The organism is Nocardia sp. NPDC003482, assembly GCF_053588115.1.
The window spans coordinates 75253-94468 of record NZ_JBSFPI010000026.1; the positions used below are offsets into that span (position 1 = coordinate 75253).

At 70.3% G+C, this 19216-nt stretch carries 19 protein-coding genes; 8 read left to right on the forward strand and 11 right to left on the reverse strand.

What is annotated here, in order from left to right; translation table 11 throughout:
- Positions 1–3 precede the first annotated feature (3 nt).
- Both ACWDSJ_RS31860 and ACWDSJ_RS31865 read right to left on the reverse strand, forming a co-directional pair.
- Positions 4–696, reverse strand: a complete 693-nt coding sequence (locus tag ACWDSJ_RS31860) for an expansin EXLX1 family cellulose-binding protein (RefSeq protein ID WP_450036326.1) — start codon at positions 694–696, stop codon at positions 4–6.
- Positions 697–1182: 486 nt separating this feature from the next.
- The gene (locus ACWDSJ_RS31865) at positions 1183–2181 is read right to left on the reverse strand and encodes a zinc-binding alcohol dehydrogenase family protein (protein WP_450036363.1); all 999 of its coding nucleotides are present in this window, start codon (positions 2179–2181) and stop codon (positions 1183–1185) included.
- A gap of 259 nt (positions 2182–2440) precedes the next feature.
- On the opposite strand from ACWDSJ_RS31865, the gene ACWDSJ_RS31870 reads away from it, so the two are divergent.
- Complete coding sequence (locus tag ACWDSJ_RS31870) at positions 2441–3115, forward strand: CPBP family intramembrane glutamic endopeptidase (protein WP_450036327.1); 675 nt, start codon at positions 2441–2443, stop codon at positions 3113–3115.
- 7 nt (positions 3116–3122) lie between these two features.
- Here ACWDSJ_RS31870 and ACWDSJ_RS31875 read toward each other — a convergent pair whose 3' ends face one another.
- Together ACWDSJ_RS31875 and ACWDSJ_RS31880 are read right to left on the reverse strand one after the other, a co-directional pair.
- Positions 3123–3518, reverse strand: coding sequence for a hypothetical protein (locus tag ACWDSJ_RS31875; protein WP_450036328.1), 396 nt, complete (start codon positions 3516–3518; stop codon positions 3123–3125).
- 73 nt (positions 3519–3591) lie between these two features.
- On the reverse strand, positions 3592–4545 hold the full coding sequence (locus ACWDSJ_RS31880) for a zinc-binding dehydrogenase (RefSeq protein WP_450036330.1): 954 nt from the start codon (positions 4543–4545) through the stop codon (positions 3592–3594).
- 49 nt (positions 4546–4594) lie between these two features.
- On the opposite strand from ACWDSJ_RS31880, the gene ACWDSJ_RS31885 reads away from it, so the two are divergent.
- The gene (locus ACWDSJ_RS31885) at positions 4595–5218 is read left to right on the forward strand and encodes a TetR/AcrR family transcriptional regulator (RefSeq protein ID WP_450036332.1); all 624 of its coding nucleotides are present in this window, start codon (positions 4595–4597) and stop codon (positions 5216–5218) included.
- Here the strand turns inward: ACWDSJ_RS31885 and helR are convergent.
- The 5 genes from helR to ACWDSJ_RS31910 all read right to left on the reverse strand — a co-directional run bounded on the left by helR (position 5139) and on the right by ACWDSJ_RS31910 (position 9885).
- On the reverse strand, positions 5139–7370 hold the full coding sequence (gene helR / locus ACWDSJ_RS31890) for an RNA polymerase recycling motor ATPase HelR (RefSeq protein WP_450036333.1): 2232 nt from the start codon (positions 7368–7370) through the stop codon (positions 5139–5141). The two genes, ACWDSJ_RS31885 and helR, sit on opposite strands and share 80 nt — an antisense overlap.
- 120 nt (positions 7371–7490) lie before the next feature.
- Positions 7491–7886 carry an ArsR/SmtB family transcription factor gene (locus tag ACWDSJ_RS31895; RefSeq protein ID WP_450036335.1) on the reverse strand — a complete coding sequence of 132 codons (396 nt, stop codon included), beginning with the start codon at positions 7884–7886 and terminating at the stop codon, positions 7491–7493.
- Between the two features lie 8 nt (positions 7887–7894).
- Entirely contained in the window at positions 7895–8542 is a 648-nt protein-coding gene (locus tag ACWDSJ_RS31900) for an SRPBCC family protein (protein WP_450036337.1), read from the reverse strand.
- A 30-nt stretch (positions 8543–8572) separates the two neighbouring features.
- Positions 8573–9394, reverse strand: a complete 822-nt coding sequence (locus ACWDSJ_RS31905) for an alpha/beta fold hydrolase (protein ID WP_450036339.1) — start codon at positions 9392–9394, stop codon at positions 8573–8575.
- Positions 9391–9885 (reverse strand): MarR family winged helix-turn-helix transcriptional regulator, encoded by a 495-nt coding sequence (locus ACWDSJ_RS31910; RefSeq protein WP_450036341.1) that lies wholly within the window; start codon positions 9883–9885, stop codon positions 9391–9393. The genes ACWDSJ_RS31905 and ACWDSJ_RS31910 overlap by 4 nt, the downstream gene beginning before the upstream one ends.
- Before the next feature lie 166 nt (positions 9886–10051).
- On the opposite strand from ACWDSJ_RS31910, the gene ACWDSJ_RS31915 reads away from it, so the two are divergent.
- The 5 genes from ACWDSJ_RS31915 to ACWDSJ_RS31935 all read left to right on the forward strand — a co-directional run bounded on the left by ACWDSJ_RS31915 (position 10052) and on the right by ACWDSJ_RS31935 (position 14594).
- The gene (locus ACWDSJ_RS31915; RefSeq protein ID WP_450036343.1) at positions 10052–10705 is read left to right on the forward strand and encodes a VC0807 family protein; all 654 of its coding nucleotides are present in this window, start codon (positions 10052–10054) and stop codon (positions 10703–10705) included.
- Between the two features lie 119 nt (positions 10706–10824).
- Positions 10825–11772: a hypothetical protein gene (locus ACWDSJ_RS31920; protein ID WP_450036345.1), complete on the forward strand. Its 948-nt coding sequence runs from the start codon at positions 10825–10827 to the stop codon at positions 11770–11772.
- Positions 11773–11813: 41 nt separating this feature from the next.
- Positions 11814–12848, forward strand: a complete 1035-nt coding sequence (locus ACWDSJ_RS31925; protein ID WP_450036347.1) for an AraC family transcriptional regulator — start codon at positions 11814–11816, stop codon at positions 12846–12848.
- Between the two features lie 202 nt (positions 12849–13050).
- Positions 13051–14196 (forward strand): acyl-CoA dehydrogenase family protein, encoded by a 1146-nt coding sequence (locus ACWDSJ_RS31930; RefSeq protein ID WP_450036348.1) that lies wholly within the window; start codon positions 13051–13053, stop codon positions 14194–14196.
- Positions 14197–14234: 38 nt separating this feature from the next.
- The gene (locus ACWDSJ_RS31935; protein WP_450036349.1) at positions 14235–14594 is read left to right on the forward strand and encodes a ClpX C4-type zinc finger protein; all 360 of its coding nucleotides are present in this window, start codon (positions 14235–14237) and stop codon (positions 14592–14594) included.
- A 7-nt stretch (positions 14595–14601) separates the two neighbouring features.
- On the opposite strand, the gene ACWDSJ_RS31940 is transcribed toward ACWDSJ_RS31935, so the two are convergent.
- Positions 14602–15987: an ABC1 kinase family protein gene (locus tag ACWDSJ_RS31940; RefSeq protein ID WP_450036350.1), complete on the reverse strand. Its 1386-nt coding sequence runs from the start codon at positions 15985–15987 to the stop codon at positions 14602–14604.
- Positions 15988–16788: 801 nt separating this feature from the next.
- Here ACWDSJ_RS31940 and ACWDSJ_RS31945 point away from each other — a divergent pair.
- Positions 16789–17304 (forward strand): YdcF family protein, encoded by a 516-nt coding sequence (locus ACWDSJ_RS31945; RefSeq protein ID WP_450036351.1) that lies wholly within the window; start codon positions 16789–16791, stop codon positions 17302–17304.
- Positions 17305–17416: 112 nt separating this feature from the next.
- Here the strand turns inward: ACWDSJ_RS31945 and ACWDSJ_RS31950 are convergent, their stop codons facing one another.
- Positions 17417–18580 (reverse strand): PucR family transcriptional regulator, encoded by a 1164-nt coding sequence (locus ACWDSJ_RS31950; protein ID WP_450036352.1) that lies wholly within the window; start codon positions 18578–18580, stop codon positions 17417–17419.
- Between the last annotated feature and the right edge of the window lie 636 nt (positions 18581–19216).

Below are 19216 nucleotides of genomic sequence, written 5' to 3' on the forward strand. Positions count from 1 at the left end.
GCCTCACGGGCACGAGGCGAGGGCCGAGGTCGGCGCGGGGACCGGTGGCGGGGTGGTCGTCGGTGAGGTGGGCGGTGGTGGCGGGGTCGGGTCGTAGAGGCGCAGGCCGGTGCGCTGGGTCGGGCCGGGGGCGATCACGATGTCCGGGATTCGGAGTTGGTGGCCCTCGGTGTCGGTGATCAGGGCGGTGAACGGGCCGGGGCCCGCACCGGAGACGGCCCAGGAGTTGTCGGGGCCGCGGGTGAGGTTGCGGTCGGGACCGCTCGTGTGCGGGCGGATCTCCACGTGGCTCAAGGGATTTCCGGTGTCGGCGAAGACGAGGGCGAGCCAGGCGCCGGAGGATCCGTTCTGGACGCGGTAGGTCAACTCCGGGGGTGGTACGGGATCGTGCACGCGACTCACCCGGATCGGGGCCACGCCGTCGCCCTGATCGGCGACGCGCGTGAACGCGGCCGTACTCAAGTCGTACCGTCCCGGCGCACAGCCGGGGCAGCGGTCCACGACGACGGCCCGCACGGACCCCAGCGGCCCCTCGATGTCGAGGTACTCCCCGCACGCCGCGCCGCCCGCGTATTCGTCGCTCGGCACGCCGACGTAGTAGCCGTCCATCGGCAGGTCGGGGAACGAGCACGCGACGGTCCGGTCGAAGGTGTAGTACCGGGCCTGTCCCTCGCGCGGCGGATCTCGACGCTCCACCAGCGGAAGCGGTTGCGGCGCAGGTGCATTGGGCGCCGCGGTCGTGCCGGAGGCGGGCACGGGGGACACCGAAGGGGGTGCGGCGGTCGCGATGGGGGCGGGGCGATCGGCCGCGGGCGAGCCGTTCGGTTCCGAGGCCGATGCGATCGAGGCGGAGGGGCCGGGCCCGACGGCGGCCGATGCCGATCGCCCGGCCCGGGCGTCGGCGACGGTACCGGCCCGGTCTCCGGCGGCGGTCGGTGCGGGAGGACATGCGGGTGACCGGGGATGGACAACCCAGAGGACGACGACGATGACGGCTGCCAGGACGAGGGCGCCCAGGGTCCACGGCCAGGCGGCGCGGACGTGTTGCTGTTGCGTTACCCGATGCATGTCACCGGCCTCCGGTCACCTCACTTCGCGTTTCTCCTAGCAAAGCAGCAGAGCGTGGTCGAGTGGAGGCGAATTCCGAACTCGGCGTGCGAAACTCGGCGTGTCCGCGGCGTGTCAGGGGACGAGGACCGCGGCTCCGGCAAACCTTCCGTGCGCAAGGTCGGACAGCGCGCGGTCGGCCGTGTCCAGGGCGTACGGGTGGACGGTGACCTCGAGGCGGTGCTCGGCGGCGAACGCCAGGAATTCGCGGGCGTCCCGGCGGGTATTGGCGGTGACGGAGCGGATCTCGCGTTCCTGGAACAGGTGCCGCTGATAGTTCAGCGGCGGGATATCGCTGAGATGGATGCCCGCGATCGAGAGGACCCCGCCGCGATCCAGCGCCGCCGCGGCGGGGAGCACGAGATCACCGACCGGCGCGAACAGAATGGCCGCGTCCAGTTCGACCGGCGGCGGGTCGGCCGCGCCCTGCGCCGACGCCGCCCCCAAGGCGAGCGACAGTTCGCGGGCGGCCGGATCCCGGGTCATCACATGGACTTCCGCGCCCTCCGCCAATGCCACCTGCGCCGCCAGATGCGCGCTGCCGCCGAATCCGTAGATCCCCAACCGTCCGCCCGCCGGAAGCGCTGCCCGCCGCAGCGCCCGGTATCCGATGATCCCCGCGCACAGCAACGGCGCGAGTTCGGCATCGGTGTACCCGCCGGGCAGCGGATGCGCGTAATCCGCTGGCACCGTGGCGAATTCGGCATAGCCGCCGTCGGCGTCCCACCCGGTGTACCGCGACTCCGGACACAGATTCTCCGCCCCGCGCAGGCAGAACTTGCACACCCCACACGTATGCCGCAACCACGCGATCCCCACCCGATCCCCGATCGCGAATTCGCCCACCCCGTCCCCCACCGCGACAACCTCCCCCACCACCTCGTGCCCCGGGACCACCCCCGGCCGATGCACAGCCAAATCCCCTTCCGCCACATGCAGATCCGTCCGGCACACCCCGCACGCCAGTACCCGAACACCCACCTCGCCCACCCCTACCTCGGGCACCTCCACCCGCCCCCACTCCATCGGCCCGCCATCGACCGCCCCCGGCCGCACCACCCGCCACGCCCCCATCGACCCGCCGCTCACCCGAACCCCTCTCGCTCGACGTTCCCCGAGCCTAACGAGCGGACCGGCTCACGCGGCCGATTGCTCCAGCGGCGGTTTCCTGGTCGACGAATCGCACGCGTTCGGCGTCGACCGAACCGTCCGGCGCGGGCGCGGTCGCAGGGATCGGGGCGCTCCGGCCGTCGGGCCGGAAGGGCGCGTCCACCCAGGTCGACGGCCCGCGGCCACCCTGCGGGGGCACACGCGGGGAATTATCGTGGGCCCCATGCGGATTCGACGGTTTCGGCGGGCCTATCTGGCCGCGGAGTATGTGGCGCTGTTCTTCGGGGGAACGACCGCGTACAACGCGGTGTTGCGGGGGAAGCCGCCGATCCCGGCCCTGCTGGCCCTGGCCGCGGGGGCGACGGTGTATCTGCGGCGGTCGAGGGATTTCGATCGGGAGTCGTTGTGGCGGGCGGAGGCCCTGCGGCCCCAGGCGGGGGCGATGGCGCTCACGGCGGGGGCGAACGCCGCGGCCTTGACCGCGGGGGTGGCGGTGCTGCGCCGCGCGGATCTGTTCGATCTGCCGCGGCGCAGCCCGCTGCTGTGGCTGGCGGTGATGCTGTTGTATCCGGCGGTGAGCGTGTATCCGCAGGAGGTGATCTATCGGTCGTTCCTGTTCCACCGGTACGCGCCGGTGTTCGGGGAGGGCCCGGCGCTCGCGGCGGCGAGCGCGCTGGCCTTCGGGTACGTGCACATCATCTTCGGGAGCTGGTTCTCGGTGGCGGCCAGCGGGGTCGGCGGGTGGCTGTTCGCGATGCGGTACCTGCGCACGCGGTCGTTGTTCGCGGCGACCGTCGAACATTCGGTGTACGGGATGCTCGTGTTCACGATCGGCCTGGGCCGCCACTTCTACCACGGCGCGGCACCGGCCGCCCGCGTGCGGCTGGGCGGCCGGTGACCGTGGGTCAACGCAGTTCGAACACCTTGGCCTGACCGGACACCACGGTGTCGTCGCGATCGACGAGCGCCGCCCGCACCTGCACGGTCTGGCCCGCCGCGAGGCCGGCCCCGGTCAGCACGACCACCGTGGACTGCTGCTGGCCGTCGCACACGACGCCGGTCTCACTACCGGTGGCCGAGGGCTGATCCGCCTGCGGATCGCCGACCATGACCTTGACCGCGACCACCCCGGCGTCGGCGTCGCAGCTGTAGTTCACCCCGATATTGATCGGACCGACGCCGGTGACATCGATGCTGTTGGCGGCGAACGCGGGCCCGGCGGCGACGGCGAGCGCGGCGCCCAACGCCCCGAGTACGGTCACGGCACGGGCCGAACGCCGATACTTCCGAAGAATTTCCATGGATCTCGTCCTCCTGCGTGGCGGAAGTGGATCGCGGAACACACTCGGTCGAATCCATCCTGCCCGACCGCGGCTACGGTGTCAGCACGATTCGCCCGAACACCTCCCCGGCGTCCATCTTCGCGTGCGCGAGCGCGGCCCGATCCAACGGCAGCACCTCGTGCACCACCGACCGCAGCTCGCCGCGCGCCACCGCGCCGAACTGTTCGATCCGCACCGCGTGCAGATCGGCGGTCGGCACGGTGTCGGCGCTGAAGGTGCCGAACGAGATCGACCGCCGGAACGCCGCGAGGATCGCCGCGCCGAAGTCCGGCGGCGGGAATCCGCCGACGACCCCGAGCGCGACCATGCGCCCGTTCGGCGCGAGCCGGGCCAGGAACGACGGCAGCTCCGAACCCCCGACCAGATCGATGACGACGTCGTATCCCGACTCCGCACCGGACCCGGACCGATCCAGTACCTCGGTCGCGCCCAAGGCCCGCAGCCGCGCCCCGCGCTCGGCAGACGACGTCGTCACCGCCACCACCCCCGCCCCGCCGCGCGCCGCCAACTGCACGGCCAGCACCCCGATGCCGCCCGCGGCGCCACGCACGAGCACCTTCTCCCCCGGCGCGAAACCCGCACGCGCCAAACCGAATTCGGCCACCGTCCCGGACGTCCCCACGGTCACCGCGTCGGCGGCGGCGATCTCGTCGGGCAGGGCGAGCACCTGCTCGATCGACGCCACCGCCCGCTCGGCGTAGCCGCCGCCCGTCCCGGTGAACGCCCACACCCGCCTGCCGATCCACGCCCGGTCGACGTCCGCGCCGACCGCCGACACCACCCCGGCCACCTCGCTTCCGGGTACGTGTCCCGTATCGAATCCGTAGCCCCCGATGGTCCCGCGCCGGATCACCGCGTCGACCCCGCCGACGCCGATGGCCTCGGTGTCGATCACGACCTCGCCGCGCGCGGGCACCGGGTCGGGTCGCTCGACGACCGCGAGTTCACCGGGAGAACCGAACGTCCGAATCTCGACTGTCCTCATACGGCCGACGCTAACGGACGCCCCCGTCCACTTCGCTAAAGTGAGAGCGGTGCCCGACCGTTTGCCTCACCCGTTGCGCTCCGACGCCCGCGACAATCGCGAACGCATCCTCACCGCGGCCCGCGACCTGTTCGCCGAGCAGGGCATCGCGGTGCCCATGCGCGAGATCGCCCGGCGCGCGGGCGTCGGCCCGGCCACCCTGTACCGGCGCTTCCCCACCAAGGAGATCCTCGCGACCGAGGCGTTCGCCGATCAGATGCGGCAGTGCCGCGCCATCGTCGAGGCCGGGCTCGCCGACACCGATCCGTGGCGCGGCTTCCGCTCGATGATCGAGAACCTCTGCGAATTGCATTGTCACAACCAGGGTTTCACCGACGCGTTCATGGCGTCCTATCCCAAGGCGCTCGATTTCGCCGCCGACCGCGAATACGCCCTGGCCGCGGTCGCCGACGTGGCCCGCCGCGCGCAGCGGGCCGGTCACCTGCGTCCGGATTTCCTGCCCGACGATCTGATCCTCGTGCTCATGGCCCATCGCGGCATCCGCGCGAAGTCCGTGGCAGCCCGGATCGCGGCGTCGCGACGGTTCGCCGCGCTCATGATCGAGGCGTTCCGCGCCGCCCCGGACCGCCCGCCGCTGCCACCGGCGGCGCTGTCGGTGGGGTCGACTCGGTGAGACCGGTCAGCACCGGCGGCAGCGGACCCTCGTGCAGCACCCCGAGGCGCTGGGTGGCGCGGGTCAGGGCGACGTACAGTTCGGCCGCCCCGCGCGGACTCTCGGCGAGGATGCGTTCGGGGTCCACCACCAGCACCGCGTCGAATTCGAGTCCCTTGGTCGCCGACGCCGGAACCGTGCCCGGCACGCCCACCGGGCCGATCACCACGCTCGTACCCTCCCGGTCCGCCTCATCGCGCACGAATTCCGCTATGGCCGAAGGCAATTCGGCCGCGTCGACCCGCCGCGACCACGGCCGGACACCGCACGCGCGCACCGAGTCCGGCGGCTGGACCTCCGGCGCGAAATCGGCGAGCACCGCCGCCGCGACGGCCATGATCTCGGCCGGGGTGCGATAGTTCACCGTCAGCGAGCGGTGCTTCCAGCGACCGGGGACGTACGGCTCGAGCATCGCCGCCCACGACGTCGCGCCCGCGGGCGAACGGCGCTGCGCCAGATCGCCCACGATGGTGAACGACCGGCCCGGGCAGCGCCGCATGAGCACCCGCCAGTCCATCTCCGACAGCTCCTGCGCCTCGTCGACCACGACGTGCCGATAGGTCCAATCCCGGTCCGCGGCAGCGCGTTCGGCGAGTTCGCGGGTGTCACGTTCGATGAACCGTTCGGCGAGGTCCTCGGCGTAGAGCATGTCGTGGGCGAACAGATGGTCCTCGTCGTCCATCATGTCCTCGCGGTGGACCAGGATGTCGAGCACGCCCGCGGTGTACTCGGCCTCGGCGCGGCGTTCGCGCTCGGCGGTGTCGTCGGCGGGTTTGTCGCGGCCCAGCAGATCGACCAGTTCGTCGAGCAGCGGGACGTCCGAGATCGTCCAGGCGTCGCCGTCGGCCCGCCACAGCGCCTCGTCCGCGCCCGCCGCGCGCAGCCGCTCCTTCGACGAGAACAGTTGCGCCAGGAGGGTTTCCGGGGTCAGGATCGGCCACAGGGCGTCGAGGGCGGCGGTGAACTGCTCGTTGTCGGCGAGTTCGGTGAGCACGTCGGATCGCAGCTGCGCCCAGGCGTCGCGATCCTCGCGGGTCAGCCAGCCACGGCCGATGCGGCTCGTCGCGCGCTCGGACAGCACGTAGGTGAGGATCTCGCGGAACACCGCGCGCGCCTCGTTGTGCGGCAGGCCGCTCGCGCGCGCCTCCTCCCGTGCCCACTCCGCGGTCTCGGCGTCGACGCGGGTCGTGACATCGGCCAGTTCGATCGGCAGCGGCTCGGTCGGGACGCGCTGCCGGTCGGCGATCGCGGCGGCGAGGACGTCGAGTATCCGCAGCGATCCTTTCAGCCGCGCGGCCTCGGGGGTGTCCTCGGCGGTGACGCGCAGGCCGGGTACCAGATCGCCGGTGGTCGTGAACACCACATTCGTCTCGCCCAGGGACGGCAACACCCGCGAAATGTGCCGCAGGAACGCCGGATTCGGCCCGACCACGAGCACCCCGTGGCGTTCCATCCGCTCGCGCTGGGTGTAGAGCAGATACGCGACGCGGTGCAACGCCACCACGGTCTTCCCGGTGCCCGGACCGCCCTCGATCACCAGCACGCCGGGGTGCTCGAGACGGATGATCTCGTCCTGTTCGGCCTGGATCGTCGCCACGATGTCGCGCATGCCCTCGCCGCGCGGCGCGTTGACGGCCGCGAGCAGGGCCGCGTCACCGCGTTCCCCGCCGCCCGGACGGCCCAGCACCTCATCGGTGAAGTCGACGATCCGGCGGCCCCGGGTGAGGAACTGGCGGCGCCGCGCCATATGCTCCGGATTCGCGGCGGTGGCCGTGTAGAACGCGCGCGCGGCGGGCGCCCGCCAGTCCAGCAGCAGCGGTTCGAAGTCGTCGGCCTCGTCCTGGATGCCGATCCGCCCGATGTAGCGCCGCTCCCCGGAGTCGGCGTCCAGCCGTCCGAAGCACAGCCCGTTGTCGGCCACGTCGAGCCGCTTCGCCTCCCGGGCCAGCGTCCGCACCTCGACATCGCGTTCCATCGGCGACCCGCCGGTCCCCCGCAGGGCCGCCCGATACTGGTCGCGCACCCGCGCCCGCTCGGCGTCCAGCCGCGCGTACAGGTCGGTCACGTACTCCTGCTCGGACCGCAGTTCGTCGTCGTACGTCTGAGTCGACATTCCCCTCCATCTCAGCTTTTCCGCAGGCACACGCCTCAGGCCAGCCATTGTGCGGCACCCCCGGGGCCTTGCGGCAAGCCCCGGGGTCGGCTATATGTTGAAAGTGGAAGGGAGTCTCCCTCAGGCGTGCTTCGCCACATCACCCCCGCTCTCCTGCGAATTCCCGCCGCGCCGTGAGCGTTTGCCGCGCGCCACCTCGGTGGCCAGGGCGTCCAGCGGCTGCGCGAAGGCGGCGAGCGGATCCACCAAGTGCGCCAACCATTCTCGGGCCGCGTCCAGGCCCGTACGGTCCAACGCGTAGAACCGGCGGGTACCCTCCGCGCGCACGCGGACCAGCCCGGCGTCGCGCAGCACCTTCAGATGCTGCGAGACGGCGGGCTGGGAGATGGCCGCACGCTGCCGGACCGCCGCCACGATCGCTCCCGCGGGCCGCTCGTCACCGGCGACCAATTCGAGGATGTGACAGCGGACCGGATCGGCGAGGGCCTGGAAGATCTCGGCCGGACCGGCGTTCATCGGAACCGTCAGCCCTGCTCGGGCTCGATCGTGTAGAACTCCACCGTCCGCGCGGCGGCCGCGTGGGCGGTGTCCGCGTCGTCCCCGTCGGCGACCGCCGCCTCCGCCCAGCCCCGCGCCGCGACCCGCACGAACTCCGTACCCTCCGGCGTCGTCGGGAAGGCCAGGCCCTCGGCCGGATCCACCGCGACCCCGCTGGCCGTGTACAACCCCAGCGCCATGAACAGCAGATCCCAGCCGACGCCGACCGCGCCCGGTCCGAATCGAGTCCACATGTCCGGGTCGACGACCGCCTCGTGGACCAGCTCGAGCGTCGTGCCCGCGTCGGCGGCGGTGAGCGTCACCCGCACCCACGACACCTGATCACCCATCCCCCAGGTGAGATCGAAACGTTCTGGCGGATCGCAGCTTTCGACCACCCCGCCCGCGTGGCCCTCGAGCTGGTAATGCCCGCCGACCTTCAGGTCGCCGGTCACCGGCAGGAACCAGCGCGGGATCCGCTCGGCGTCGGTGAGCGCGTCCCACAGATCCTCGCGATCGGTCGCGTAGGTGCGCCGCGCGACCGCGATCCGGGTCGGCACACCGTCCCGCGATCCGGTCCGGACCTCGCGCGTGGTCAGCCCGGCGATGGCCGCCGGGTCGGTGAGCAGGGGCATGACATCCTCCTTCATAAGTTTTCACTTATATTAGCGGATGTCCCCTGCCGTGGCGAGGCGCGCGAGCAAGGTGTCGGCGAATTCGGCGGTGTGGGTGACGTAGCCGACGTGGCCGCCGGGCAGTTCGAGGACGGGGCGGTCGAACAGTCGGCCCAGCTCCCGCGTCACGCCGTGGTTCGGGTAGCCCGCGCAGGCGCGACCGAGGGCCGGGATGATCCGAAAGGCCCAGGGGCGCAGCGATTCCGGGTCGATCTCCACGGAGGTGTATTCGCGCAGTTCGCGTTCGAACCAGTAGGTGACGTTGGCGAGTCCGAAGGGCGCGTCGGTGGTGCGGGCGCGCGTCATGACCTCGTGGTCGATGGGCGGGAAGGTGCGTTCCCGGAACGCGGCCAGTGCGGGTTCGGGGCCCTCGCGCCGGTAGCGCCGGTAGAGCTCGGCGAAGAAGGCGATCCAGTCGCCGCCGCCGTCCGGGAGGAATCGCATGGCCGCGGGCTCGAAGGCCACAACGGTCCGCACCACCGACGGGTGATCGACGAGCAACCGCAGCGCGACGACGGCTCCCGAACTGCTGCCCAGGACGATTGCCAGTGCGGCGCCGAGACTTTCGATGAGTGCGCGGACGTCGTCGGCGTCGGTGGCGAGTCGGCGCGCGTAGTCCTGCGCGCCGACCAAGGCGCTGCGGGTGAAACCGCGCCGGTCGTAGGTGACGACCGTGTAGTGGCGGGCGAGCCGCTCCGCGAGTCCGGTGAACGCGTGGGCGTCGCCGTTCGCGCCGGGCACGAGCACCAGCAGCGGACCTTCGCCGCGCATCTCGTAGTACAGGCGCGCGCCCGGCACCTCCAGGGTGCTCATGACGCGGATCCTCGTCCGGCGGCCGCGGACAGCCGCAGCAGCACGGCGTTGCGGTACGCGATATCGGTGCTCTCCGTGAGGAATTCGGCGATCGCGGCCAGTTGCCGCTCGTCGAAGCGATCCAGGAGTCCGGCGAGATCGCGGCGCATGGGCTCGACGGCGTGGTGGATCTCCGCCGCGCGGTCGTCGTTCACGAACAGCGTCTGTTTGCGTCGATCGATCGGATCCGGTTCGCGCCGTACGTATCCCGCGCGTTCCAGGCGCGCCACCACCCCCGCGATCGCGCCCGTGGTCAGTCCCGTGAGAGCCGCTAGGCGGCTGGCGGTGGTCCCGGGGTGGTCGCGCAGCAGGTCCAGGCATTTGTGATCGCTCGGGGCCAGGGCGAAATTCTCGGCGAGGGCCTGGTGGAACAGCACGGTCGCAGTGGCGTGCCTGCGGCCGATGCTCTCCAGTATCGAGGTCGTGTAGGACGCTCTGTCGTTGTCCGTCATCGTTCTCCCTTACAAGTTCGCTTAGATACTAAGCGATCTACTGAGAGTTCTCCAGACTCGGGGATGACATCTGTCATGGACGGGTCGTGACGAACCGTCGGGGCGGCGCGGGCCGCGCGGCCATAACTTGGTATGCGACACCGAAACTGGGAGTTAGGAATTCGAGATGACCGCCTCCACCGCCACACCCGCCGCCCCGGGAATGGATCGGCGCGCGTTCGCCCGGCAGATGCTCCGCGATGTCGGGTTGCCGCTGGCCGCGTACTACGTATTGCACGCGCTCGGCGCGAGCAATCTGGTCGCGCTGCTGGCGGGCACCGTACTGTCGGCGACGCTGCTGCTGATCGAGATCGCGCGCTCGCGGCGGATCGACCTGTTCGCGGGGGTGATCCTCGCGGGCTTCGCGCTCGGCTTGGCCCTGACCTTCATCTCCGGGGACGACCGCTTCATGATCGCGAAGGATTCGATCGGCTCCGGCCTCATCGGCTGCGGCTTCCTGGGCAGCCTCGCCCTCGGCAAGCCGCTGATCTACGTGGCCGCCCGCCGCGGCCTCGCCTCGTCGAACCCGACCGCCCTCGCCGCCTTCGACGAGCGATACCGCACCCGCCCCGCCATGCGCCGCTCCCTGCGGATCCTCACGATCCTCTGGGGCGTGGGCCTGCTGACCGAGGCCGTCGTCCGCGTGGTGCTCGCCTACCAACTGCCCATCGCGACCATGGTGTGGCTGTCGACGGTCCTCATGATCGCCACGATCGGCGGCCTGATCGGGGTGACCGTACTGCTGGTGCGGCGCTGGCGAGCAGCAGCCGACGCCCGTTAGCCGAGGCGAATCGATCTGTGGGACAATGAGATTCGATCCTCGGAGGCGATCGCGCGCGACACGCGACAACACGCCGAAGGGATTCGAACATACTTTCGACTCGAGCTATGCTCGTCCGCATGGTCAGCTCCCGACACGAAGTGATGCACCGGATCTTCCAGCACGATCCGACGGTGTTCGCTCGGGCCTTTCGCGCCCTGGGTCTGCCGTTTCCGGATCCGATGGAGGTCGTACTGGAAACGTGCGACCTCACCGAGATCAAACCCGTCGAACGCCGGGTGGACACGGTCCTGCGGATCGAGTCCGCCCAGGGGTCGTTCCTGCTGTTGGTGGAGGCGCAACAGCGGGACGATCTCGACAAGCCCGCCGCGTGGGCGTACTACGTGGCGTATTGCCATGCCAAATACCGCATTCCGGTGATCCTCGTGATCGTGTGCCACGATCCGATCACCGCCAAGTGGGCCAGACGCCCGATCCGGGTCGAGGTGGGCGATTGGGTCAGCATGACCGTGCTCCCCTTCGTCCTCGGCCCGGACAACGTGCCCATCGTGACCGACACGGACTCGGCGGCCGCCGACATACCCCTGGCCACCCTGTCGGCCGTCACCCACGCCGCGGATCCCCGCATCGGTGCCATACTGAACACGCTGGCCACGGTGCTGAAACGACTCGACCCCGGCGACGAGGACCGAGTCATTTTCCGAGAACTCACCGAACTCGGCCTGGGTGCCACCCCGGCCGCCGACCTGTGGAGAAAACTGATGCCCGTCGACTCGTCGTTCTTCCGCTCCGAGACCGCGCGCCGCGTGCGCGCCGAAGCACGCGCCGAAGGCTTGGCCGAGGGTAAGGCCGAAGGGAAGGCCGAAGGCTTGGCCGAAGGTAAGGCCGAGGGCAGGGCCGAGGCATTGACCGGAAGCATCCTGAGAATCCTCACCCGCCGCGGCATCGACCTCACCGCCGCCGACCGCGAGCGGATCACCAGCTGCACCGACCTTGCCCAGCTCGACGTCTGGCTGGAACGCGCCATCACCGCCGAGACGGCCACCGAGGTCTTCGGCGACCGATGATCGCCTCCGGCTGCCGTGACCTCCATTGATACGGTCGACGCGTGTCGTCGATCGAGGCCGGGTTCACGGTGCCCATTGCTCGGGTGCGGGCGATCGTGGAGTTGGCGGGGCGGCGGGGGTGGGACGGGGAGTCGATGTTGGCGGGGGCCGCGATCTCACCGGAGTTGTTGCGGCAGGGGCGGGCTCGCGTGACCGTGGATCAGGCCGTGCGGATGGCGCAGGGCCTGTGGCGGGTCACCGATGACGAGTTGTTCGGGCTGGGGCTGGGGCCGATGCCGCGCGGCACGTTCCGGCTGGTGTGCTTCGGATTGCTGGGGGCGCCGACGGTGGGGGCGGCGGTGCGGCGGTTCATCCGGTTCCAGAAGTCGTTGCCCGGATTTCCGCCGCTGGAATTGACCCTCGACGGCGAGGAGGCGCGAATCTCGTTCGATATCAGCGAGATTCGACATCCCGCCGGGGTGATCATCGACACCATGCTGATGATCGCGCATCGGTTCCTGGGCTGGGCCGCGGGGGGACGGCTGCGGTTGCGGCGAGTCGAAGTGCCTTATCCGCCTTCGGGTTTGGACGACTACGAGCAGATCTTCGGTGCGCCCGTGATCTTCTCGGCTCCCCGCCCGGCCCTCGTGCTCGACGTCGCCGCCCTCGACCGCCCGCTGATCCGCGACGAGGACGACCTGCTCGAGTTCCTGCGCGACGCACCCTCGGGACTGTTCGCCCGCCGCGACTACTCCGTCTCCCCCGCCGCCCGGGTGCGCCGAATCCTGGAACGCACCCCGCACGGCAGCGACCCCGGTGTCGAGGACATCGCCGCCGAACTCGCCATGAGCCCGCAGACCCTGCGCCGCCGCCTCCGCGAGGAGAACACCTCGCTGCGCCGCATCCGCGAACAGGTGCTGCGCGACGCCGCCATCGCGAGCCTGGTCCGCGGCGAGGAGACCCTCGCCGCCCTGTCCCGCCGCCTCGGCTTCTCCGAACCGAGCGCCTTCTCCCGCGCCTTCCGCCGCTGGACCGGCAGCCCGCCCGGCTCCTACCGCGCCCTCGGCCCTCCCGCCGCCACCCCGGAGGCCCGGTAGTCCGGGCAGCGAGGCCCCGTAGACCGGCCAGCGAGGCCCCGTAAACCGGGCCACGAGGCCCCGTAGGCCGGGCCAGCGAGGTCCGGTAGGCCGGGACACGAGGCGAGCGATCCGGTCAACGAATCGAGCGAAGCGGTCATTGGCGCGCGCCGACGGCGTCGATACCGTCGGCAGCACGTATTCGATCAGGAGGAGTTCCGCCGTGCCTTTGCACCGTTCCCCGTGGATGGACGAGGATCTGGACGCGCTGTCGGAATTGGCGCGCCAATTCTTCGAAAAGCAGTGCGCGCCCAACGAAGACCGCTGGGGACGTCAGCACCACGTGGATCGCGAGATCTGGAACAGGGCCGGCGAGGTCGGCCTGTTGTGCCTGAGCATCCCGGAGGAATACGGCGGGGGCGGCGGCACCTTCGCGCACGAGGCGGTCGCGGCCATCGAACAGACCCGGGCCTTCGCGCCGAGCCTCGGCAACCCGGTGCACTCGACCATCGTCGCGCACTACATCAACTCCTACGGCACCGAGGAGCAGAAACGGGCCTGGCTGCCGAAGATGGCCACCGGCGAGATCGTCGCCGCCATCGCCATGACCGAACCCGGCACCGGCTCGGATCTGCAGGGCATCCGCAGCCGCGCCCGCCTCGACGGCGACGAGTACGTCATCAACGGCGCCAAGACCTTCATCTCCAACGGCCTGCTCGCCGACCTGGTCCTCGTCGCGGTCAAGACCGCGGAAGGCAAAGGCGCAGACACGGTTTCGCTCATCGCCGTCGAGACCGACCGCGCGGGCTTCCGTCGCGGCCGCAACCTCGAGAAGGTCGGCCAGCACGGCCAGGACACCTGCGAACTGTTCTTCGACGACATCCGCGTCCCCCGCACCAACCTGCTCGGCGCCACCGAGGGCCTCGGCTTCATCCAGCTCATGCAGCAGCTGCCGCAGGAACGCCTGATCCTCGCCGTCAGCGCCGCGGCGGCCATCGAGAAGACCGTGGAGATCACCGTCGACTACGCCAAACAGCGCGAGGCGTTCGGCAAGCCGATCTTCAACTTCCAGAACACCCAGTTCGTACTCGCCGAATGCGACACGATCAAGTCGGTGTCCTGGGCGTTCCTCGACGACTGCGTCGCCAAGCACCTGCGCGGGGCGCTCGACGTGCCGACCGCCGCCAAGGCCAAGTGGTGGCTCACCGACCAGCAGTGCAAGGTCGCCGACGAATGCCTGCAACTGTTCGGCGGCTACGGCTACATGGCCGAATACCCGATCTCCCGGGCGTTCACCGACGCTCGTATCCAGAAGATCTACGGCGGCACCAACGAGATCATGAAGCTGATCATCGGGCGCAGCCTCTAGGGGTTGTCAGGCATGCCCTGACACCGTACTGTCAGGACATGCCTGACACCTGGTACGCGAACACCCGCTGTTCCTTCTGCCACAAGCGCGCCCCCGAGGTCACCCAGCTGATCGCGGGGCCCGGCGTGCACATCTGCGATCAGTGCGTCGACCTGTGCGTGCTGATCCTGAAAGATCAGCCCGGCACCGACGCGGAGACGCCGCGCGTACCCATGTGGGAGTCGATGACCGAGGACGAGATCCTGGACCACCTGCCGAAGATCGTGGCGGTCCAGCATCAGGTCGACGACAATCTGCGCGAATGGATCGCCCACCTGCGCACCCGCAATGTGAGCTGGGAGCGCATCGGCGCGTCGATCAACATGTCCCGCCAGTCGGCGTGGGAACGGTTCCGCTGAATCCCGTTCAGTCCGTGGGCAATTCGGTCCCGGTAGCCGCGGCCTTGGCGGTGACCTCGTCGGGGAAGACGTTGCGGAACAGGTACAGATCCTGGCCGAGCCGCCAGCCCGGGGCCAGCGCCACCGCGTAGCGCTCGAAGTAGCCGAGCTGCTTGCCCATGAGGATCAGCTGCTCGGGCCCGAAAGCCCCACGGCGCTTACCGAATTCGACCAGCCGCGCCGCGACCTTGCCCATGTCCAGCTGCGCGAGCTTGCCCGACAGCACCGGCGCGAGCGCGGTCGCCAACTGGCGGCCGATGGTGGCGTCGTCGCCGGAGTCGGCGTCGAGCAGATCCAGTTCGCGCAGCGCGCGGGCCACCGGCCGGAAGTCGCCGTCGATCGCGCTGGCGTGGAACAACGCGCGCACGAATTCGCGCCACTGCGGGGTCATCTTGCCGACGATGCCGAAATCGAGCATGGCCGCGCGGCCGTCCTCGAGCAGCCACAGGTTGCCCGCGTGCACGTCGCCGTGGAAGAGGCCGTGCACCACAACGCTTTCCACCCACGCCTTGACCAGGCGGCGGATCAGCAGTTCGGGGTCGGGGTGCACCGCGCGGATGTCGTCGAAGCGGTCCAGCGGCATGCCGCGCATCCGTTCCATGCACAGCACGCGCGGGCCGCTGTAGTCCCAATAGACCTCGGGCACAACGACTCCGGCGTTGTCGCCGAACGCGTGCAGATTCGCGCGGGCGCGGGTCTGGTTGTCGGCCTCGTTGCGGAAGTCCAGTTCGGCCACGGTCGTCTCGTACAGGTCGCGAACCACGCCCTCGGCGTTGGCGACCCGCGCGTTCTCCGACCGCTTCTCCATCAGCCGCGCCAGCCGCAGCGCCGCGCGCAGGTCCACGATCATCCGGCGCGCGATGTCGGGGCGCTGCACCTTGACCACGGCGGGGCGGCCGTCGGCGAGCACACAGCCGTGCACCTGGGCGACCGAGGCCGCCGAGAGCGGGGTGTCGTCGAATTCGCGGAACAGTTCGGCGATCGGCTTGCCGAGATCGGCCTCGATGATCGCGCGGGCGTCGACCGCCGGGAAGGGCGGCACGTCGTCGAGGCAGCGCAGGCAGGCGTCGGCGAGTTCGCGCGGGAACGCACCGGGCGAGGAGGCGATGAGCTGGCCGAGTTTGACGAACATCGGGCCGAGCACCTCGAAGCCGTCGACCATGCCGTCGGCGACCGCGCGGCGCCGCTTGCGGCGGCCGATATTGCCCGCGAGCACCCGCTTGACCACCGACCCGCCGAGCACAGACCCGATCACGGCCGTGCGCCGGAACTCCGCGAACCCGAATTTCTCCAGCGCGGGTCGTAGCGGCGCGTCCGCCGCCTGCTCCTCGGTCCCCACGGCCGCGGCGGTCATCGCCCGACCACCCCGACCGTCCGTGCTCCAGCCAGATTCATCTGCACCGCTCCGACCGCCTTGTCCTCATCGTTCGAAACGCCATGTCGTCGCGCCACCCTACGGGTATACGACGAAAAGTCTACGACCCACCCTGCCGACACGCGGACGGCGGGCGGGTGGCCCCTCTGTCACTCGGGATGTTGAGCAGCCGCAAGTGGGCCGTCCCCTCGCCCTCCCGCCCGGGCGAGCGGCCCCGTCGTTCCCCACCCCGACGATCACCCGCGAGTGATCATCCTGCCGACCTCCGCAGCGGCGTGCCTACGCGGCATGGGGCGGCGCACTCTCGAACCAGTAGACGGCTGACCCTCGTGCGGCCTCGCCCCCCGGACATGCGACTGCCCGCCGGGCGGGGTGGGGAGGTCCGCCGCCGGGCGGGCAGTCGGGGGGCGGGAGCGCCAGGGTGTTGTCACCGCCACCGGGATTCAGGTCTGTTCGGTATTGCTTCCTTACGGTAAAGCCGCGGCGGACGGTATGGGAAGCGGGCGGGGGATCTCCTTCATATCTCACGATGATTCCGGCGAAGCCGCGGTGACAGCGCACAATCAAAGGAATACAAGGCAATTCGAGGCACGATTCCGGCGGTCTCCGAAATCACAAGTGCCCGGTCGGCACGCCCGTGAGTTGTCCAGTCCCAGAGGCAATCACGAGGCGATCACGACTCCGTGCCGCATCATCGAAAGGCAGTATTCCCGCCGCGCATCGGCCTTTTGGAGATCCATGTTTCTCAATGCGAACCTCGTCCGAATGTTCTGTGGCGCCGTGGTATTCACGGGTGCGCTGTTCGCCGCGCCCACACCCGCCCCGCCCGCCCACGCCGACGCCCTGCCCGTCGCCGTCGCCCGCGGCCCCGAGACCGCGATCGTGGTGCTGGGCTACGGTTTACGCCCCGACGGCACCATGCGCGACGAACTCATCGCCCGCCTCCAGGCCGGATACGTCCAGGCCCTGCTCTCCCCCCGCTCCCCCATCATCGTCACCGGCGGCAACCCCCGCGCCGGGATCACCGAGGCCGACGCCATGGCGGGCTGGCTCATCGCCCGCGGCATCGCCCCCGACCGCATCCACCTCGACCCCGCCGCCACCGACACCCTGGAGAACGCCGCCAACTCCGCTGACCTGATGCGCACCCTCGGCGCCGCCGACGCCGTCCTCGTCACCTCCGCCGACCACATGTCCCGCGCCGCAAGCAATTTCACCGACGCCGGAGTCTCGATAGTCGCCGAGGTAACCCCCGACTTCCTCCACCCCCTCCTCGCCGTCCCCTTCGGCGCCTGACCCCAGCCCCACCAACCCAGCCGCACCCTTTATTCCGATCCGCACCCCTTTCAGAGCCATATAGAGGGTGCGGATACGAATAAAGGGTGCGGCTGGGGTGGTGTACGGGGGGTCAGGGGGTGGTGGAGAGGTCGTGGGCGAGGAGGGCGAGGCTGGCTCGGGCTATGCCGGAGGGGGCGGCGGGGTCGAAGCCGGTGAGGCGTTCGATGCGGCGGAGGCGGTGGCCGATGCTGTTGGCGTGCACGCGCATTCGGTGGGCGGTGGCCTTGCGGTCGAGGCCGGTGTCGAGGAAGGCGCGGAGGGTTTCGAGGAGTTCGGGGTGGGGGGTGAGGGGGTTCAGGAGGGCGGCGAGGTGTTCGCGGGCGGGGCCGGGGCGGGTCATCTGGTATTCGACGGCGACATCGGCCATGTGATAGAGACCGGGCGGCCGGTTGAGGGCCCGGACCAGGTCGAGCAGGTCGGCGGCCTCGGCGGCCAGATCGGGGATGCGGTCGGTGGGGCCGGTGACGACGGTGGCCATGAGCGAGACCGAGGCGGCGGCGGAGAGGACGTCGAGGGTCTCCGCGGTCATGGCCAGGCCGCCGGTGACCGAGGGCGCGTCGTCGACCGGAACCAGGATGGTGCCCCCGTCGGTCGACAACAGCGACAGCGCCCGCGAACCCAGCACCGACGCCAGCGCGCTCTGCAACCGGCGCAGCTTCCGCCGGGCGGCGACCTCGGTGTGCATGCGCGGGTTGCGCTCGTCGGGATGCGGCGGAATCGACAGCGCCACAACCTGATACGTCTCGGCGACGGTGATCCCGGTGCGCCGGGCGAGCATGGTGTTGCCGCGCCCGCTCAACAGCGCTGTCACCAGGGTCTGCGCGGCCGTCTGATGCTGCCGCGCGGCGAGCCGGTGCTGATCGAGATAGGCGGCCGAGGTGGCGATGGTGACGGTCTCGAGCAGCCGCAGCACCTGTTCGGTCCCGGCCAGCAGTTCGGCCGAACTCGGCGAGTACTCGCCGACGACGCGTTCGAATCCGCCGCGGATCGCCTCGTGGTAGGCCCGCAACACGGTGTCCAGGTCGATGCCCTCGCGCGCCCACGACTCGGCGCGACCGACCAGTTCGGGCATGCGGCCGTTGAGGGCGTAGGGCGTCTGGAACGCCGCGGCCAGGCAGTCGCGCACACCCGCGGCGGGTTCGGTGGGCTCGGCGCCGGGGCGTTCGGAACGGAAATGCTCGGCCATTCGCGTCGCCAGGGTGACGGTGACGACGTCCGGTGCGGTGGGGCTCATCGCTTCGCTCTCCAGACTTCGAGTCTCGATGCGGATTCCCGCCGGGCGCCAGGGGTGAGAACGCGTCCGGCGGGCGGTCCACCACCGCATACGCGCATCGCGCACGAAGGGGGTTGGACTTCGTCATGGGCGACGTCGCGTGACCGGACGGCGGGTTCGAGTATCGGGGCACCGTCCGGGGGTGGCTGGCACGACCGAACCGGCGCCTCCTTTCCTCTGCCCGGTCCCTGCCAGATTCGCGTCCTGGAGTGCACCAGGCGCTGATCCGAAACGCGCCGCGTCGCTGCGGTCACGCACCGGCTGAACTCCCGGCGGGTATTCGCCGGAACGCGGCGCCGTCCGCGCAATTCCGGCGCCGCGTCCGCATCACGATACGGCCACGAAAACGTCGCGAGCTCGAATCACGCTGAATCCGATGACAATTCATCAACCCGCCGGACCGAAGGCTAGGGCTCGGCACAATTCGCCGGCCCGCCGTAGTGATGACGCGGAACAGACCGGATCGCGAATTTCTGTGACAGCGATCGGTCCGCGAACGATCAGTGGTCGGGCACGCATCCGCGCGGTAGCGTGCAGCACGGGTCGCCGAGCACCGCAACGGGTGCGCGGCGGCCGCGGTACAGCGGAAAGGCATAT

Excerpts from the sequence above, each read along its gene's own strand:
- ACWDSJ_RS31865 (WP_450036363.1), bottom strand. The coding sequence starts at position 2,181 with ATGGGGGCGTGGCGGGTGGTGCGGCCGGGGGCGGTCGATGGCGGGCCG.
- ACWDSJ_RS31870 (WP_450036327.1), top strand. The coding sequence starts at position 2,441 with ATGCGGATTCGACGGTTTCGGCGGGCCTATCTGGCCGCGGAGTATGTG.
- ACWDSJ_RS31875 (WP_450036328.1), bottom strand. The coding sequence starts at position 3,518 with ATGGAAATTCTTCGGAAGTATCGGCGTTCGGCCCGTGCCGTGACCGTA.
- ACWDSJ_RS31880 (WP_450036330.1), bottom strand. The coding sequence starts at position 4,545 with ATGAGGACAGTCGAGATTCGGACGTTCGGTTCTCCCGGTGAACTCGCG.
- helR (WP_450036333.1), bottom strand. The coding sequence starts at position 7,370 with ATGTCGACTCAGACGTACGACGACGAACTGCGGTCCGAGCAGGAGTAC.
- ACWDSJ_RS31895 (WP_450036335.1), bottom strand. The coding sequence starts at position 7,886 with ATGAACGCCGGTCCGGCCGAGATCTTCCAGGCCCTCGCCGATCCGGTC.
- ACWDSJ_RS31900 (WP_450036337.1), bottom strand. The coding sequence starts at position 8,542 with ATGCCCCTGCTCACCGACCCGGCGGCCATCGCCGGGCTGACCACGCGC.
- ACWDSJ_RS31905 (WP_450036339.1), bottom strand. The coding sequence starts at position 9,394 with ATGAGCACCCTGGAGGTGCCGGGCGCGCGCCTGTACTACGAGATGCGC.
- ACWDSJ_RS31910 (WP_450036341.1), bottom strand. The coding sequence starts at position 9,885 with ATGACGGACAACGACAGAGCGTCCTACACGACCTCGATACTGGAGAGC.
- ACWDSJ_RS31915 (WP_450036343.1), top strand. The coding sequence starts at position 10,052 with ATGACCGCCTCCACCGCCACACCCGCCGCCCCGGGAATGGATCGGCGC.
- ACWDSJ_RS31920 (WP_450036345.1), top strand. The coding sequence starts at position 10,825 with ATGGTCAGCTCCCGACACGAAGTGATGCACCGGATCTTCCAGCACGAT.
- ACWDSJ_RS31935 (WP_450036349.1), top strand. The coding sequence starts at position 14,235 with ATGCCTGACACCTGGTACGCGAACACCCGCTGTTCCTTCTGCCACAAG.
- ACWDSJ_RS31940 (WP_450036350.1), bottom strand. The coding sequence starts at position 15,987 with ATGACCGCCGCGGCCGTGGGGACCGAGGAGCAGGCGGCGGACGCGCCG.
- ACWDSJ_RS31950 (WP_450036352.1), bottom strand. The coding sequence starts at position 18,580 with ATGAGCCCCACCGCACCGGACGTCGTCACCGTCACCCTGGCGACGCGA.